Here is a 14,954-nt window from a genome sequence, read left to right as displayed (position 1 = left end):
GCCTCCGCTTGCTACGCGTTGGCACTCAGTCATGTTGGAATACGAGTTCTGTCACGCAACCAATTTCACGGCTGACACCCATCCTGCTTCGCCTACGCCACTCTACTGTCTGGGAAGACGGGAATCTCCTCGCCCTGACGAACTCGCACACATCCCTCAGCAATGAAAAACCGACCGTGCGGTGCCAGCTTGGCTAACCAATCTGAAGGAATTGTAGCTTACTTGATACCCGCCATAAGAATCATCAGATGATCTTGGCGGGCCACTTCACTCATGATGTGTGTGCCCTGCCCGATCGCTGAACCAGTGCTGGATCAGTAACAGAACGATGGCCAGGATGGTGAAGAGCCAGAGGGGCCAGTCTAGGTGGGAGAGGCGGTTCTGGGTATGGAGCAGGGCCAGGAGGGCGAGGATGAAGAAGGCGGCGGCGAGGTCTTGGTGGGGATTGGAGCGGCTCGCTAAGATGGCGCTGGTGACGAGGACGATGAGGATGAAGAGTTGGGCCATGGTCTGGCCTCCTTTCTGCTATTGTATGCCGGCTGTCCAGAGGGGCTGTCAAGGAAAAATACTTGAAAGGGTCTTGCATTGGCTGGGGCCGTATGGTAACTTAGATAAGTGATTTTGGACCATTTGGTCATTGTAAGGAGGGAATCGTTTTGGCAAAGGATTTTATTACCGGCCGCAAGACAGAATTTGGTAACAAGCGGTCCCACGCGCTGAACTCCGCTCGTCGTTCTTGGAAGCCGAATCTGCACAAGGTTCGTATTCTGGTCAACGGCAAGCCGAAGCGCGTTTACGTTTCTGCTCGGGCTATGAAGTCTGGCAAGTTGACGCGCGTCTAAGCGCATCGTAACACACCGATTATTATGTTCGCGAACATCACAATCGACAAAACATCGCGGTATTGACAGTCCTTCGGGACGATCAATACCGCGATTTTTGTATTTTCTGCCCTAATTACGCAACTGCATATCCGGGTTGAAGAATTGGGGATAGGCCAGGTAGACGGCGATGGTGCTGCCGATGCTGGTGGCGGCCATCAACATGAAGGTGACCATGATCTGGTACATGATGGCCTTGGTGGGGTCGACGCCGGCGAAGATGAGGCCGGACATCATGCCGGGCAGGCTGACCAGGCCGACGGTCTTCGCCGAGTCCACGGTGGGACTCATGCCGGTCCGAATGGCTTCCCGGACCACGTCAATGGCGGTCTGGTGGAGCGTGGCGCCTAACGCGAGCCGTTCCAGCAGCCCCTGCCGCTTATCCCTGAACTGGCTGTTGAGGCTGCGGTAAGCAAGGCCGATGGCGACCATGGCGTTGCTGGCGATCATACCGGAGATGGGCACGATCTGGCTGGGCATGAAGGCAATCGCCCGAGCCAGCACCAGCAAGACGATGGTGGTGCTGGTGGCCACGGTGATGGCCAGCAGGCTGATAAGAAAGGCGTGGGGAATCCCGTTCGCCCGCCCCTTCGCGTTCCAGGCGGCATTAAAGATGATGATGGCGACCATCAGGAGCGTCAGCCCCGCCCGATTGACCTTGATGATGTAAGTCAGGACGTAGCCGACCACGGTCAATTGAATGACGGCGCGGACGACGCCAATGATCAGGTCTTTCTCCAAGCCAATCTTCTGCCGCCAGCTGATGATCAGGGCGATCAGGACAAGCGCTACCGCAAACAGGAGCGCGGTGGGCGTGACGGTTAATTGATTCATGCGGCGGTCACCGCCAATCTTCCGGCTTCAATCGTCAACAGCCGGTGGGCCACAGCGATCTCGCCCTCGTCATGGGTCACGGCAATGACGGTCGTGCCGCGGCGATGATAATCCTCAATGACCCGGTGGACGGTCGTCTTCGTGTCGGCGTCCAGACCCGTCGTCACTTCGTCCAGTAACAGCACCTGGGGCGTGAACAGCAGATTGCGCGCCAGCGCCACCCGCTGCTTCTCTCCACCGGAGAGCTCAATGATTGGTTTGTCCAGCATCTCGGCACTTAATTGCATCGTTGCTAAAGCCGCGGTCAACTGGGCGTCTGTCGCGTGTTCATGGCGAATGTGGAAAGGGAAAGTCAAATTATCCCGCACAGTATCGCCAAACAGACTCGGCTGCTGGTAACAATACGATACCCGCCGCCGGTAAGCCGTTTTCTCGTACGTCGATTGCAGCCGGCCGGCAAACGTCACTGTCCCACTGGTCGGCGTCAGCAACGTCGCCAACACGCGCAGCAGCGTACTTTTCCCCGACCCCGACGGCCCGCTAATCGTCACATACTCCCCTGGATCCACAGAAAACGAGATCCCGGTCAAAAGCGTCTTTCCCCCCAGCACGACGCCCACATCATCTAAAACAAAAATCGGTTCAGCCATCCAGTAATGCCCCCTCTTTCGTACTTAATAATGATTATAATCTACGTGGCGACCCAATGCACGGAATATGCTTGCAAAAAATGAGGGAGAACAAAAAAACGGTCACCATGCGCACCTCGCAGAGGCGGTAACGAATGGTGACCCATTTTTTGAGATTGACTTTGGCTCCGAGTCTGAGATTACCATCAGTATCTCTGGTTCAGCCCAAATCGGCGCAGCCCGTAGTTGCCCGGCCTGCAGAGGTCTTTCTGCCTTAGTCCTTGCTGTAAATCCCCGCAATGATCCCCTTGCTGAACAGAATCTGAATCGGCTGCTCGCCCAGGAACTCGTTGCTCGCCCACGACACCGGATAATCACTGGCGAACGGCATCAGCGGGTACTTCGCGTTGCGGATGGAAAAGTCCGTGACTGGCGTCAGGTTGACGAAGCCAATGTACGGGTACCCCGTGCGCGGCCACACCAGCTGGGCCGGCGGCAGGAAGAAGCGGATCAGGTTCTGCCGGTCCACCACCGCGATGTGCGGCGCGTACGCCTTGAACCGCGGTTCGGCCATCATGAACAGATTGACCAGGAGATGGTCCAGCCGGCCGCCGGTGGCACCGAAAATGGTCACCGCATCGGCGCGCAGGTCCTCGAAGGCGACCTGCAAGCCCAGTTCGGAGTCGGTGTCGTCCTTCTCCGGCGGTGCATACCGCATATCGTGAACGGCGTGTTCCACTCGGTGGCGCTCGGCGGGTTTCAAAGAATCATAGTCCCCCACCGCCGTGACCGGGGTGATCCCCCGCTCTAGCAGACGCAGCGAGCCACGGTCCACGCCGACCCACGCCGTGATCGGCGCATCAATATCGCTGGCCAGCTGGGCCGGCCACAGTTCCTCCGGTCCGCCCAGCATCAACCCAATGTGTTTCATTCGATCAAGCCCCGCAATCGTTTCACTTGGGCGGCCGGATCATCGTGGGCGAAGACGAAGGAACCGGCCACGAAGGTATCGGCCCCAGCGTTGGCGCAGTCGCCGATGGTGTCGGCGTTGACCCCGCCGTCCACTTCAATGGCATAGTCCGCATTGGCCGTCGTATCCCGCAACTGGGCCACATGGGCCACTTTCCGCAGCATGTCAGGGAGAAAGGCTTGGCCGCCGAACCCGGGATTGACCGTCATGACCAGGACTTCGTCGATCAGCGGCAAGACCGGGGAGACGGATTCCAGGGGCGTGCCGGGATTCAGCACCACCCCCGCCTTCAGGCCGGCCTGTTTGATCAGCTGAATCACCCGGTATAAGTGGGGTGTGCTTTCAGCGTGGACGAGGATGGTGTCCGCACCGGCTTTGATGAACTCATCAACGAAATTCTCCGGTTTTTCGACCATCAAGTGCACTTCCAAAGGCAGCTTGGTGAGCGGCCGCAAGGCGGCCACCACTTGCGGCCCAAAGGCCAGGTTCGGAACAAAATGTCCATCCATCACATCGATGTGCAGCAGGTCGCCGACGTCTTCGACCTGGCTCACGGCGTGGGCCAGGTTGGCAAAATCGGCGCTGAGGATCGAGGGGGCAATGCGTAAGGTCATATGTCTAACCAACTTTCTGAAAAAATCTGTTTAGTAACGGGGCTTGCGGTCGGCCGCTTCGGCTTGCAGCTGCACGTAGTTGTCATAGCGGCTGGCCATGATCGTGCCCGCAGCCACCGCCGCCTTGACGGCACAGCCGGGCTCTTGCAGGTGCAAGCAGCCGCGGAACCGGCACTGGTCGGCCACCGCCGTGAATTCGGGGTACAGTGTGGGTAAGGTGTACTTGTCGATGGCCGCCAGGTCGATGGCGGAGAAGCCGGGGGTATCGGCCACCAGGCCCCCGGCCAAGGGATATAGTGTGACCCGGCGGGTGGTATGCTTGCCCCGGTGGAGCGCTTGGGAAATGGTGTTGGTTGCCAAGCCCAGCGCCGGCGCCAGGTGGTTGAGCAGCGTGGACTTGCCGGCACCGGTCTGACCGGTGATAACGACCAGCTTTTCCGCAAAATAGGATTGCAGGGTCGCCAAGGCCGCCGGGGCAAACGCGGTCTGCGGGGCGATGACCGGGTAACCGATCGCCTGGTAACCGGTAATCACCGGCTGCAGCGCTGTCCAGCCGGCGTCTGTCAGCAGGTCAGTCTTGGCCAGGTACAGCAGCGGCTGAATGTGCTGCTGGGCCAGGCTCAACAGTTGCCGGTCCAGCAGGTTCAGCTGCAAGGCCGGCTGGACCACCGCCGTGACCACCACGGCCAGGTCGATGTTCGCCACCGGCGGCCGCTGCAACACGTTTTCCCGCGGCAGGATTGCTTGGAGCGTATTCACGTGGTCGGCATCGTCGCCCACCGTGAAGACGACCTTGTCCCCCACCACCGGCTTCTGTTTCGTATGACGCAGATTACCTCGGGCGCGTGTCCGGTAAGTCTGACCGTCGCTGGCCAGAACATCGAAGTAGCCGCTCAGGGATTGGGTGATGCGGCCGGTCAATTCGTCTTTCTCACTCATGGATTCACCGTCTCATCAGCGATCACGGTGCCGTCCCGGGTGATCTTATAGTGCGCGGATTGCCCAGAGTCCACCGTGAAGGGCAGCTCCACGGTCGTGTCCTTGGTGATCGTGAACTGGCGGTAGACCGTGTTCAGGCTGTGGGACTTGTCCTGGATGTAGATGACAATGTCGTTGGGCACCGGCGTGCTGGCCGTACTGCTGCTGGCCGAACTGGTGGCGTCGCTGGCACTACTGCTAGACGTATCATCCGCTGGGGCCTGATATTGAATCTGGACCGTGCGGGTGATATTCGTCGTCTTGGTCGGCTTAGCCCCTTGGGAGAGCACCACGACGATATTGGTATCTGCGGTGACACTGGTCCCGGCGGCGGGGTCCTGGCTCATCACCAGGCCAGCGGTGACAGTGTCAGAATACCCTTGGTGGAACGTGACGTTCAGCCCGTTCTCGTCGGCGTAATCCTGAACACTCTTCTTGGTATAGTTAGAAAGGTCGCGCAGCACGATCTGCTTCTTACCCCGGGACACGGTCAGGGTGACGGTGTCGCTCCCGGGGATGACGGTCTTGCCGGCCTTAGGCGACTGACGCATGATCTCGCCGGGGGCAACGTCCGCCGAGTTCGCATACTCCCGCTTGACGGTGATCTTCTGTGCCCGTAGCCGTTCGGCCACCGTCGCATAGGCATCGCCGACGTATTCGCCCAGCTTGTAGCCTTTCTTACCCCGGGAGACCACCAGGTTGATGGTGTTACCCTGCTTGATCACTTGGCCCCGGGCCGGAATCGAGCGAATCACGTCGCCCTTCGCCACGGACGAGGAATATTCTTTCTCTACGGTGCCGATGGTCAAGTCGGCGTTCTTCAGCGTCGTCTCCGCCTGCTCCTGGGTCAAGCCGGCCAAGTCCGGTACCTTGACGTCCTTCTTCGCGGTCAGAAAGAAGACGGCGATGAGGATGACGAGCAGCGCCCCGCCGGCGATACTGGCCCAGAACCACCAAGGCTTCTTTTTCTTCTTCTTTTTCGCGGGCGCTTGCTCTGCTTCGGGCGCCGCCGGCGCGCTGCCACTGTCGGCCGTGGCTGCGTCCGCGGTTTGCGGGTGGGCGGCTTCCGCCGCCGCGGCGATGGCCGGCAGGACTTTGGTTTCTTCCAAGTCCTTGCTGTGGTCCGGGTGCCACTTGGGTTCGCCGGCCCGCTTGGGCGACAGCGATGTCTTCAGGTCCGTGGCCATGTCCACCACAGTGGCGTAGCGCTGGGACGGATCCTTGGCGGTGGCCTTGAGGATCACATTCTCCAATGCCTGAGGTACCCGCGGATCGTAATCCCGGACCGACGGCATTTCGTTTTGGAAATGTTTGATGGCAATAGAAACAGCCGATTCACCCTCGAAAGGCACGGAACCGGTGAGCATTTCATACAGAATGATGCCCAGCGAATAAATATCCGACTGCTTGGTGGCCATGTGCCCCCGGGCCTGTTCGGGCGAGAGGTAGTGGACCGAGCCTAAGAGGGAATTGGTCTGGGTGATCGAGTTATCCGAAAGAATGACGGCGATGCCGAAGTCGGTGATCTTCACGTTGCCCTCTTCGTCCACCAGAATGTTCTGGGGCTTGAGGTCGCGGTGAATGATCCCGTGGGCATGGGCGTGGGCGACAGCGGACAGAATCTGCTCCATCATGTCGACGACCCGCTGGTACGGAATGGGGAAATGCTTGACGATGTATTTCTTCAAGTCTTCGCCCTTGACGTACTCCATGACGATGTACTGCATGCCGTTTTCTTCCCCGACATCGAGGATCGAGACGATGTTCGGGTGGTTCAGCTCGCTGGTGGCCTTGGCTTCCCGCTGGAAGCGGCGCTGGGTCTCCTGGTCGTTGCGCAAGTCGAGGCGCAGGACCTTGACGGCCACGTCGCGGTCAAGGATCTCGTCGTGGGCCAAATAGACGTTGGCCATGCCGCCTTCGCCCAGGAGATTCTTGATGCGGTAGCGGTCGGCCAGCAGGTAGTTATTCTCCATCATGGTGGGCACCCCCCGTCCGCTGCATCAGCAATACCGTAATATTGTCCAAGCCGCCGGCATCGTTGGCCCAGCCGATCAGCTGGGCACACTTGTCGTCCAAGGTGCCGGGGCCGCCCAGGGCCTCCTTCAATTCATCGTCGGAGACCATGTTGGTCAGCCCGTCGCTGCACAGCAAGAGCGTGTCATCGGGACCGAAGTCGAAGACCGTCACGTCCGCGTCCGCATCGCTGGAGACACCCAGGGTGCGCGTAATCACGTTCTTCTGAGGGTGATGCTTGGCTTCCTCCGGGGAGATCTCCCCGTGCTTGAGCAGCTCGTTGACCAGCGAATGATCCTCGGTGAGCTGCTCCAATTCGCCGTGGCTGAACCGGTAGCAGCGGGAATCACCGATGTTCGCCACGATATACTGATGGCCGACGACGAGCACCGCCACGAAGGTGGTGCCCATCCCCCGCAAGTCCGCATAATGGTCGGACACGGCCAGGATCTTGTCGTTTTCCCGCTGGAGATCATAGATCAGCCATTTCACCGCGTCTTCCACGGTGTGCATGTCGGTTTGAGAAAAGTCGTGCCCCAGGTGCGACACCGCCATTTCACTGGCGACGTCGCCCCCTTGATGGCCGCCCATTCCGTCTGCGACAACGGCAAAGAGCGCCCCGGCTTCATTTTTAAAGACGCCGGCAAAGTCCTGGTTGTCCTCCCGCCGTCTGCCGACATCGGATTGATAGGCGTATTCCATCGTGCACCTCTTCATTGACTGCTTATCCCTGTTTCACTAATTTGGCAATATAGAATCCGTCGCTGCCCATGTCGTCCGGGGTCAGCTGCAACGCCGGCACGGTGGCCGTGGCGGTCAGCTGCGGCGGCAGCGGGACAGCGACTTGTTTGAATTCCGGGTGGCGGGTCAAAAACGCCGCCACCACGTCCCCGTTCTCCGCCGGCAGCATCGTGCAGGTGCTGTAAACCAGCGCACCGCCGGGGGTCACGGTGGGCGCCACGGCATCGAGGATCGCCCCCTGGATCTGGGGCAGCCGGGCAATATCGTCTGCCTTCTTAGTATACCGGATTTCCGGTTTTCTGCGCAGTAAACCCAGCCCGGAACAAGGGGCATCGACTAAAACTTTATTAAATTTGGCCATTCCAAAATGGGCCGCCGCTTGGCGGGCGTCCAGCGCTTCCGCGTGAATACGATCGCTCAGGTGCAGACGGGCCGCGTTTTGCTCAATCAAGCGGACCTTGTGGGCGTGGATGTCCAAAGCCGTGACTTGGGCGCCGTAACTGGCCAGGTGGGTGGTCTTGCCGCCGGGGGCGGCGCAGGCGTCCAGTACGGTGTCACCGGGCTGCACCGTGAGGGTGGGCGCCACCAGCATGGAACTCTCGTCCTGAATGGTGAAGGCGCCGGCCTTGAACGCCGCCGTGGCGGCCAGGTGACCGCCCTCGGCCACCAGCCCCACGGGACTGACCGTACTGGCCGTGGTGGCGATGCCCTCGTCTTGGAGCATGGCCTGGACCTGGGCCACGGTGAAGGCCGGGGTGTTGACTCGCAGCGTCGGCCGGGGCAGCGTGTTGACGCTGCGGGCGATGGCGGCCGTCTTTTCTGCCCCATAAATCGCGGTGAACTGATCCACCAGCCAGCGGGGCAAGCTTTCGCCGATGCTGAGGCGCTCCGCCGGGTCGCTGATCGTCTGCGGATCGCGGAGTCCCTGCCGCTGAACGTGGCGCAGCACCCCGGTGATCAGCTTGGCCAGACCGGGATTGCCCCGTTTCTTGGCAATTTCTGTACTATCGAAGAGCACCGCCCGGTCCGGTACCCGGTCCAGGGCGGTCATCTGGTACAGCGCCGTGAGCAGCAGCGTGTGCACCCATGGTTCCACTTTCTTGCCGTGTAAGAAAGGCGCCAATTGCCAGTCCAGCGTCAGCCAATGCTGCAGGCTGCCGTAAACGATGGTCGTCGCCAGGACGGTATCCACGCTGGTCAGCGGCGTCTCCCGCAGGGCGGCGTCCAGGGCAATGTTGGCGTACGCCCCCCGCTGCATCACTGCCGTCAACACGGTGACCGCCAGGTTGCGGGCAGGATTGAATTTACTCATGGGCAGCCTCAGCGGCGGGCAAGTCGGCAAAGGTATCACCGACTTGGAGATGCTGGCCGGCCCCGTTCAGGTAGCTGGTGATCGGCATACTGGCCTTCCCCGCCGGCTGCAGCTGGGTGATCGCCAAGGCGCCGTTGCCGGTGGCGACGGCCAACTCGTGCTTGCCCTTGGCGACGATGGTGCCCGGCGTATGAGCCGGACTGTCTTCCCGAACGATGGCCCCCCACACCTTAATGCGCTCGCCGGCATGCCGCAAATAGGCGCCCGGGTCCGGCTTCAAACCGCGGATCTGGCGCTCCAGTGCCGCAGCGGAGCGGCGGAAGTCCAATTCTTCTTCGGCCGGCTGGATATTGTAGGCAAACGTCACCTGGTCCTCATTCTGGGGGATCCGCTTGGCGGTACCGTGGATGATGTCCGGCAGCTGAGCCAGCAACAGGTCCCGGCCGACGATGGCCAGCTTGGCAAACAACGTGCCGGCATCGTCATCGGCGGCGATGGGAATGGCCTTCTGGGCAATGATGTCGCCGGCGTCCATTTTCTTCGCCATGTACATGACGGTGATGCCCGTCTCCGGGTCGCCGGCCATGATTGCGCGCTGAATCGGCGCCCCGCCCCGGTACTTGGGCAGCAGACTGCCATGGACGTTGACCGCGGCGATGCGCGCCGTTTTGAGCAGCTTAGTCGGCAGGAATTGCCCGAAGGCAGCGGTGATGATCAGGTCCGGGGCCATTTGGATGATCTCGGCCATCTCCGGACTGCCGCTCAGCTTGGCCGGCTGGAGCACCGGCAGCTTTAACTGGCTGGCCAGCTTCTTCACCGGGGAACTTTGCAGCCGCTGCTTGCGGCCAACGGCTTTGTCCGGCTGGGTGACGACGGCTTTGATGGTGTAGCCGGCATCCACCAGCCCTTGCAGGACGGGAACAGAAAAATCAGGGGTACCCATAAATACGATCGATGTCATGAATTCTTTTCTCCTTGTCTGTTACATGATCTGCTGGGGCTCAAAGTCGATGGCGACTTGCACCTTGTTTTTGAGCAGCGCCTGGGAATTGGTCAGCAGGTTGTGCAGACCGCGGCCCAGGGCCGGTTCTTTCTTAAACTTGACCAGAATCTGGTAATAATAGCGGTTATTGATGCGGGTGATGCTCCGCGGAGTGGGTCCGAGGACGATCGCCGTCTGGCTGAGCAGCGGCTTCAAGTCCCCGGCGATGCGGTAGCTCTCCTGAGCGGTGACGGTCTCGCTGGGAGCGGAAATGGTGAGCAGCACCGTGTAGTAATACGGCGGATACTTGCCCTGGTGGCGCAGGCGCATCTCCCGGCGGAAGAAGCCTTCGTAGTCCTGCCGCGCAGCCAGCTGAATGGCGTAGTGGTCCGGGTTGTACGTCTGAATGATGACGCTGCCCGGCTTGCTGCCGCGGCCGGCCCGGCCGGCCACCTGGGTGAGCAGCTGGAAGGTGCGCTCGCTGGCTCGGAAGTCTGGCATTCCCAGGGCCGTATCGGCGTTGATGACGCCGACCAGAGTGACGGTCGGGAAGTCCAGTCCCTTGGCAATCATTTGCGTGCCCAGGAGGATGTCCGCTTGCCCCTTGCCGAAGGCGTTGAGGATGCGGGCATGGCCGCCCTTCTTGCGGGTCGAATCCGCGTCCATGCGCAGAATGCGGGCGGTGGGCAGGATCTTTTGCAGGGTGTCTTCCACTTTCTCTGTACCCGTCCCGAAGAAGCGGATCTTGTCGCTGTTGCAGACGGGGCAGCGGGTGGGAATCGGCTCCTCGTGGCCGCAGTAATGGCAGACCAGCTTGCGCGCCGCCCGGTGCACCGTGAGTGAGATGTCGCAGTTCGGGCAGCGGGCGATCCAGCCGCAGTTGCGGCACATCGCCTGGGCGGAATACCCCCGCCGATTCAGGAGGAGAACACTTTGCTCGTGCTTCGCCAAGGTGTTCTCCAGCGCCGCTACCAGTTCTGGGGAGAAATCTGGCTGCACCCGGGCGCCGCTGTTCTTGCGCATGTCGATGATGTGCACCGGCGGCAGGGGCCGGTCGTTGATCCGCTCGGGCAGCCGCACCAGGGTGTAAACCCCCTTCTCGGCCCGGGCGCGGGACTCCAGCGACGGCGTGGCACTGCCCAGGATCACCGGGCAGTGGAAGGTCTTGGCCCGGTGCAGCGCCACGTTGCGGGCGTGGTAACGGGGCGCCTCGTCCTGTTTATAGGATGTCTCGTGCTCCTCGTCGATAATGATCACGCCGATGTTGGCCAGCGGGGCAAAAACAGCCGAGCGCGCGCCAACGACGATGCGCGCCTCGCCCCGCTGGATCCGCCGCCATTCATCGAACTTTTCGCCATCGGACAACCCGCTGTGAAGCACGGCTACGGCGTCGCCGAAGCGGGCGAGGACGCGGTGCACCATCTGCGGTGTCAGGGCAATTTCCGGCACCAGCATCAACGCGGTACGACCGTCGTCCAGGGCGGCTTGAATCGTCTGCAGGTACACTTCGGTCTTGCCTGACCCGGTGACCCCTTCGAGCAGAAAGGTCTGCGGCGTTTTGGCGGCGACGGCAGCGACAAACTGATCCGCCGCCTGCTGCTGGTCGGCGGTCAACCGCTTCGGTTGATCTCGTTCTGGCCGTATGGCCAGCGGATTGCGCCGAATATTCACGGTGGTGGACTGCAGCCAGCCGGCTTTTTCAGCCAGCCGGACGGTGGCCACGGAGACGCCGTAACGGGCGGCAGCCACCGGCTGGGTAAGCACGCCGGTGAACGGTTTCGTCTGCAAACCGGTGAGCAGCTTTTGCTGGGCTTTGGCGTTCTTCGGGGCAGCGGCGCTGGTCAAGGCCTTGCCGGGCGCCAGTTTCACCGCCTTCTGGGTCTTGGCCTTGGCCCGGTTATGCACGATGTAGTCAACGGTCAGCTGGTCGGCCTTGACCCATGCCCGCAGCTGGCGAGTCTGGGCCGCTGTCAGCGTGTCCGGATAGGGCACGGTCCGGGCGTGCCGGAATAGTGCTTGTCCCCACCCGTCCGCCGGCTTTTCATCTGCGGTCCAGGTCAGGGTCCGGTCATATTTCGCCCGCATGGCCGCTGGCAGCATCGTCTGCATGGTGGCGATCCAGAAAGAGAAGGTGGTCGTCGCCACCCATTTGGACAAGGCCAGCAACTCAGGGTCCAGGACGGGCGTTAAATCCAACACCTGTTCAATCGCTTTCAGCTTGCCGTCAAATGCGGCGGTGTCGCTGAGACCCACCACGAAGCCCTGGAGCTTGCGGCGGCCGAAGGGCACGATGACCCGGACACCGGGTTCGACTTGATCGGCGAGCGTTTCGGGGATCGCATAGTCATAGGGTTGATCCGTTTGCCGGGTCGCCACGTCGACGATCACTTGCGCTGTTTGGGCCATCATGAGGCCTCCTTTCTTCCTTGAACTTAATCTGGGGTGCGGGCAGCGGCGATGGCGCTGATCACTTGGGCGGCGATCGTCGTCTTCGGCGCCTTCGGCAGATACTGGGGCGCGGTGCCGGACTGGAGCAGGACGACGGCGTTATCCTCGGCACCGAAGCCGATACCGGGCTTGCCGACATCGTTGGCCACCAGCATGTCCACGTGCTTGGCCGCCAGCTTCTTCTCGGCATTGGCGATAAGGTCTTGGGTCTCGGCGGCGAAGCCCACCAGGAATTGGTGGGTCTTCTGGGCGCCCAATCCCGCGATGATGTCGGGATTGCGGACCAGATCCAGCTGCCAGGTCTCCTGGCCAGGCTGTTTCTTGATCTTCTCCTGGGCGACGCGGGCCGGCCGCCAATCGGCCACTGCGGCGGCCATAATGACGATGTCGCTGGCAGCGAAACGGGCAGTCAGCGCCTGCTGCATCTGGCGGACGTCGGTCACAGGGACATAGGTGATACCGAAGGGCGGCTGCCGCCCGGTGGTACTGATCAGGGTGACATTAGCACCCGCTTGCAAGGCGGCCGCAGCCAGCGCATAGCCCATCTTGCCGCTGGAGCGGTTGGTTAAGCGGCGCACCGGGTCGATCGGTTCCTGGGTACCGCCAGCGGTGATCACCACGTGCACATCCTGCAGACGCCCCTGCCGCCGACTCATGACGTAAGTGACGAAGTCCTGGGCTGCTGCCGGTTCCAACAAACGGCCCTCGCCCGTATAACCTTCAGCGAGAAAGCCGGTGCCGGTGGGGGCCACCACGACGCCGTCCGTACCCAACTGGTTCAGGTTGCGCTCCGTAGCCGCCTGGTGGAGCATATGGCCGTTCATCGCCGGGAAAACGATCCTCGGGGCGGTGGTCGCCAGCCAGGTCGTACTGGCCATGTCGTCGGCCAGCCCGTTGGCGATCTTGGCGATGAAGTTAGCCGTGGCCGGGTAGGCAATGGCGACGTCGGTCCAATCGGCCAGCGCAATATGGCTCACTTCGCTAGGTCGAGGGGGGGCAAAGTTGTCCAGCGCCACCGGCTGCTGGCTCAAGGTGGCCATGGTCAGGGGGGTAATAAACTCGGTGGCGTGGGCCGTCATCACCACGCGCACGCTGTGGCCGGCCTTAATGAACGCCCGCACCAGCGGCGCCGCTTTGTAGGCAGCAATCCCGCCGGTGACGTACAGGGCAATGTGCAGTGCAGACATGACTGACGATCTCCTCGCTTTCAACGAAAAAAGGGCCCTCGTGTACACGCCGCGAGGTCCCTCCTTTTCTCATCCCTAATTATTGGTCTTCTTGCTTCTTCAGCTTCTTCTCGGCCTCGTGTTCGAGCAGAACAGAATCCGGGTCAATAATGACCTTGCCCTTGGCGATTTCTTCCAAGGCCATGCCCACGGTCTTGGGGGACTCGTAACTGCTGAGCATTTTCGGATCGCCCTTCTCTAACTGGTGGGCGCGCTTCGCGGACAGCACCGCCAGAGAGTAGCGGGAATCATAACGCTTCAATAAATCATCAATCGACGGGTAACTAATCATCGACTACTTCACTCCAATCATTTTGCGATAGCGATCGATCACCCGGGGCACGCGATTGTGCTCGCTGGTGATGATGCTCTCGATACGTTTTACAGCCAGGTCCACCTTATCATTGACGACGGCGTAATCATAATTCTCCATCATCTTGATCTCGTTGCGGGCCTTCTCCATGCGCTTCAAGATCGTGGCGGCGTCATCCGTGCCGCGCTTCTCGATCCGCTGTTTCAGTTCTTGCAGATCCGGCGGGGTGAGAAAGATGAAGACACCATCCGGACACTTCTCGCGGACCTGCATCGCGCCATTGACTTCAATTTCCAGGAGCACGTCTTGCCCTTCGTCCAGCGTCTTGTTCACTGGCCCCAGGGGGGTGCCGTAGAAATTGTTCACATAGCGCGCCCACTCCAGCATTTCGCCATCCGCGATGTGCTGCTGGAACTGTTCTTTGGTGCGGAAGTAATAGTCCACGCCGTCTTTCTCCCCTGGCCGGGGTGTGCGGGTAGTCATGGACACGGAGTACTTGAAGTCCTTGAACGAGTCGGCCATCATCGCCTGACGGACAGTCCCTTTGCCCACACCGGATGGGCCGGATAAAACGATCAACATTCCACGATCTGACATCTTTGTCTCCTCTTGTGTTTTAACGACTATTTTGGACTAATCAGCCGTTTTTTTCAAGTAGAGCGCGGCGGCAGTGAGTGTCCTCCTCTGCACCGGGTGACTCCGGGCTCCGCTGGCGGGGCTGGAACGTGGTGACGGCGGATTGAGCCCGCAAAGTACGCGGTCTCAAACACGCCTAACTGCATCGAAATCTTTCGCGGTCTTTGCGAAAGATTTCGTGCAGTTTCCACCACTGAGCCTCCACCCGCTCCGCCCTCCGTCACCCTACATTCTGGGAAACTGGGAATGTCTTACTCGACACGAAACCCTGGCAGCTTCCTCCACGGACGATACAGCAGTTGCCCGGAAGTGTGAAGTTCTGACGGCATCTCCGGCGAATATGTCCTGGTACGACGAATCTTCCGATTGGGTAGGAA

15 protein-coding genes are annotated in these 14,954 nt (G+C 60.8%); 1 reads left to right on the top strand and 14 read right to left on the bottom strand.

Translation table 11 applies throughout. The annotated features are described in order from the left end of the window. Positions 1 to 267 precede the first annotated feature (267 nt). Complete coding sequence (locus L248_RS06095; protein ID WP_022529261.1) at positions 268 to 507, bottom strand: hypothetical protein; 240 nt, start codon at positions 505 to 507, stop codon at positions 268 to 270. Between the two features lie 149 nt (positions 508 to 656). Between L248_RS06095 and rpmB the strand changes: the two genes are divergently transcribed. Further along, on the top strand, positions 657 to 842 hold the full coding sequence (gene rpmB, locus L248_RS06090) for a 50S ribosomal protein L28 (protein ID WP_022529260.1): 186 nt from the start codon (positions 657 to 659) through the stop codon (positions 840 to 842). Positions 843 to 953: 111 nt separating this feature from the next. On the opposite strand, the gene L248_RS06085 is transcribed toward rpmB, so the two are convergent. The 13 genes from L248_RS06085 to gmk form a co-directional block, all read right to left on the bottom strand. Beyond that, positions 954 to 1,715 (bottom strand): ABC transporter permease, encoded by a 762-nt coding sequence (locus L248_RS06085; protein ID WP_022529259.1) that lies wholly within the window; start codon positions 1,713 to 1,715, stop codon positions 954 to 956. Beyond that, positions 1,712 to 2,365 carry an ABC transporter ATP-binding protein gene (locus L248_RS06080; RefSeq protein WP_022529258.1) on the bottom strand — a complete coding sequence of 218 codons (654 nt, stop codon included), beginning with the start codon at positions 2,363 to 2,365 and terminating at the stop codon, positions 1,712 to 1,714. Before L248_RS06080 ends, L248_RS06085 begins: the two co-directional genes overlap by 4 nt. Positions 2,366 to 2,618: 253 nt before the next feature. Continuing rightward, positions 2,619 to 3,275 carry a thiamine diphosphokinase gene (locus tag L248_RS06075; RefSeq protein ID WP_022529257.1) on the bottom strand — a complete coding sequence of 219 codons (657 nt, stop codon included), beginning with the start codon at positions 3,273 to 3,275 and terminating at the stop codon, positions 2,619 to 2,621. Continuing rightward, positions 3,272 to 3,928 (bottom strand): ribulose-phosphate 3-epimerase, encoded by a 657-nt coding sequence (gene rpe / locus L248_RS06070; protein ID WP_022529256.1) that lies wholly within the window; start codon positions 3,926 to 3,928, stop codon positions 3,272 to 3,274. Before rpe ends, L248_RS06075 begins: the two co-directional genes overlap by 4 nt. A 30-nt stretch (positions 3,929 to 3,958) precedes the next feature. Next, positions 3,959 to 4,867, bottom strand: coding sequence for a ribosome small subunit-dependent GTPase A (rsgA, locus tag L248_RS06065; protein ID WP_022529255.1), 909 nt, complete (start codon positions 4,865 to 4,867; stop codon positions 3,959 to 3,961). Beyond that, positions 4,864 to 6,882, bottom strand: coding sequence for a Stk1 family PASTA domain-containing Ser/Thr kinase (gene pknB, locus L248_RS06060; RefSeq protein WP_022529254.1), 2,019 nt, complete (start codon positions 6,880 to 6,882; stop codon positions 4,864 to 4,866). Before pknB ends, rsgA begins: the two co-directional genes overlap by 4 nt. Then, positions 6,869 to 7,621 (bottom strand): Stp1/IreP family PP2C-type Ser/Thr phosphatase, encoded by a 753-nt coding sequence (locus L248_RS06055; protein ID WP_022529253.1) that lies wholly within the window; start codon positions 7,619 to 7,621, stop codon positions 6,869 to 6,871. Before L248_RS06055 ends, pknB begins: the two co-directional genes overlap by 14 nt. A 22-nt stretch (positions 7,622 to 7,643) precedes the next feature. Then, positions 7,644 to 8,972: a 16S rRNA (cytosine(967)-C(5))-methyltransferase RsmB gene (rsmB, locus tag L248_RS06050; RefSeq protein WP_022529252.1), complete on the bottom strand. Its 1,329-nt coding sequence runs from the start codon at positions 8,970 to 8,972 to the stop codon at positions 7,644 to 7,646. Next, the gene (gene fmt / locus L248_RS06045; protein WP_051999877.1) at positions 8,965 to 9,933 is read right to left on the bottom strand and encodes a methionyl-tRNA formyltransferase; all 969 of its coding nucleotides are present in this window, start codon (positions 9,931 to 9,933) and stop codon (positions 8,965 to 8,967) included. Before fmt ends, rsmB begins: the two co-directional genes overlap by 8 nt. 21 nt (positions 9,934 to 9,954) lie before the next feature. Continuing rightward, positions 9,955 to 12,360, bottom strand: coding sequence for a primosomal protein N' (gene priA / locus L248_RS06040; protein ID WP_040535163.1), 2,406 nt, complete (start codon positions 12,358 to 12,360; stop codon positions 9,955 to 9,957). Positions 12,361 to 12,386: 26 nt separating this feature from the next. Continuing rightward, positions 12,387 to 13,589 carry a bifunctional phosphopantothenoylcysteine decarboxylase/phosphopantothenate--cysteine ligase CoaBC gene (gene coaBC, locus L248_RS06035; RefSeq protein WP_022529249.1) on the bottom strand — a complete coding sequence of 401 codons (1,203 nt, stop codon included), beginning with the start codon at positions 13,587 to 13,589 and terminating at the stop codon, positions 12,387 to 12,389. Positions 13,590 to 13,668: 79 nt separating this feature from the next. Continuing rightward, entirely contained in the window at positions 13,669 to 13,920 is a 252-nt protein-coding gene (gene rpoZ, locus L248_RS06030) for a DNA-directed RNA polymerase subunit omega (protein ID WP_022529248.1), read from the bottom strand. Between the two features lie 3 nt (positions 13,921 to 13,923). Continuing rightward, entirely contained in the window at positions 13,924 to 14,538 is a 615-nt protein-coding gene (gene gmk, locus L248_RS06025; RefSeq protein WP_040535160.1) for a guanylate kinase, read from the bottom strand. Between the last annotated feature and the right edge of the window lie 416 nt (positions 14,539 to 14,954).

Origin of the sequence: Schleiferilactobacillus shenzhenensis LY-73, from assembly GCF_000469325.1 — a bacterium.
GTDB lineage: Bacteria > Bacillota > Bacilli > Lactobacillales > Lactobacillaceae > Schleiferilactobacillus > Schleiferilactobacillus shenzhenensis.
The sequence above is the reverse complement of the archived record's forward strand: the minus strand, read 5'-3'. Positions and strand labels throughout refer to the sequence as shown.

Bases quoted from the DNA above. Each gene is read 5' to 3' on its own strand.
- L248_RS06095 (WP_022529261.1), bottom strand. From the start codon at position 507: ATGGCCCAACTCTTCATCCTCATCGTCCTCGTCACCAGCGCCATCTTA.
- L248_RS06085 (WP_022529259.1), bottom strand. From the start codon at position 1,715: ATGAATCAATTAACCGTCACGCCCACCGCGCTCCTGTTTGCGGTAGCG.
- L248_RS06055 (WP_022529253.1), bottom strand. From the start codon at position 7,621: ATGGAATACGCCTATCAATCCGATGTCGGCAGACGGCGGGAGGACAAC.
- coaBC (WP_022529249.1), bottom strand. From the start codon at position 13,589: ATGTCTGCACTGCACATTGCCCTGTACGTCACCGGCGGGATTGCTGCC.
- rpoZ (WP_022529248.1), bottom strand. From the start codon at position 13,920: ATGATTAGTTACCCGTCGATTGATGATTTATTGAAGCGTTATGATTCC.
- L248_RS06075 (WP_022529257.1), bottom strand. From the start codon at position 3,275: ATGAAACACATTGGGTTGATGCTGGGCGGACCGGAGGAACTGTGGCCG.
- rsmB (WP_022529252.1), bottom strand. From the start codon at position 8,972: ATGAGTAAATTCAATCCTGCCCGCAACCTGGCGGTCACCGTGTTGACG.
- fmt (WP_051999877.1), bottom strand. From the start codon at position 9,933: ATGACATCGATCGTATTTATGGGTACCCCTGATTTTTCTGTTCCCGTC.
- gmk (WP_040535160.1), bottom strand. From the start codon at position 14,538: ATGTCAGATCGTGGAATGTTGATCGTTTTATCCGGCCCATCCGGTGTG.
- L248_RS06080 (WP_022529258.1), bottom strand. From the start codon at position 2,365: ATGGCTGAACCGATTTTTGTTTTAGATGATGTGGGCGTCGTGCTGGGG.
- rsgA (WP_022529255.1), bottom strand. From the start codon at position 4,867: ATGAGTGAGAAAGACGAATTGACCGGCCGCATCACCCAATCCCTGAGC.
- rpe (WP_022529256.1), bottom strand. From the start codon at position 3,928: ATGACCTTACGCATTGCCCCCTCGATCCTCAGCGCCGATTTTGCCAAC.
- pknB (WP_022529254.1), bottom strand. From the start codon at position 6,882: ATGATGGAGAATAACTACCTGCTGGCCGACCGCTACCGCATCAAGAAT.
- priA (WP_040535163.1), bottom strand. From the start codon at position 12,360: ATGGCCCAAACAGCGCAAGTGATCGTCGACGTGGCGACCCGGCAAACG.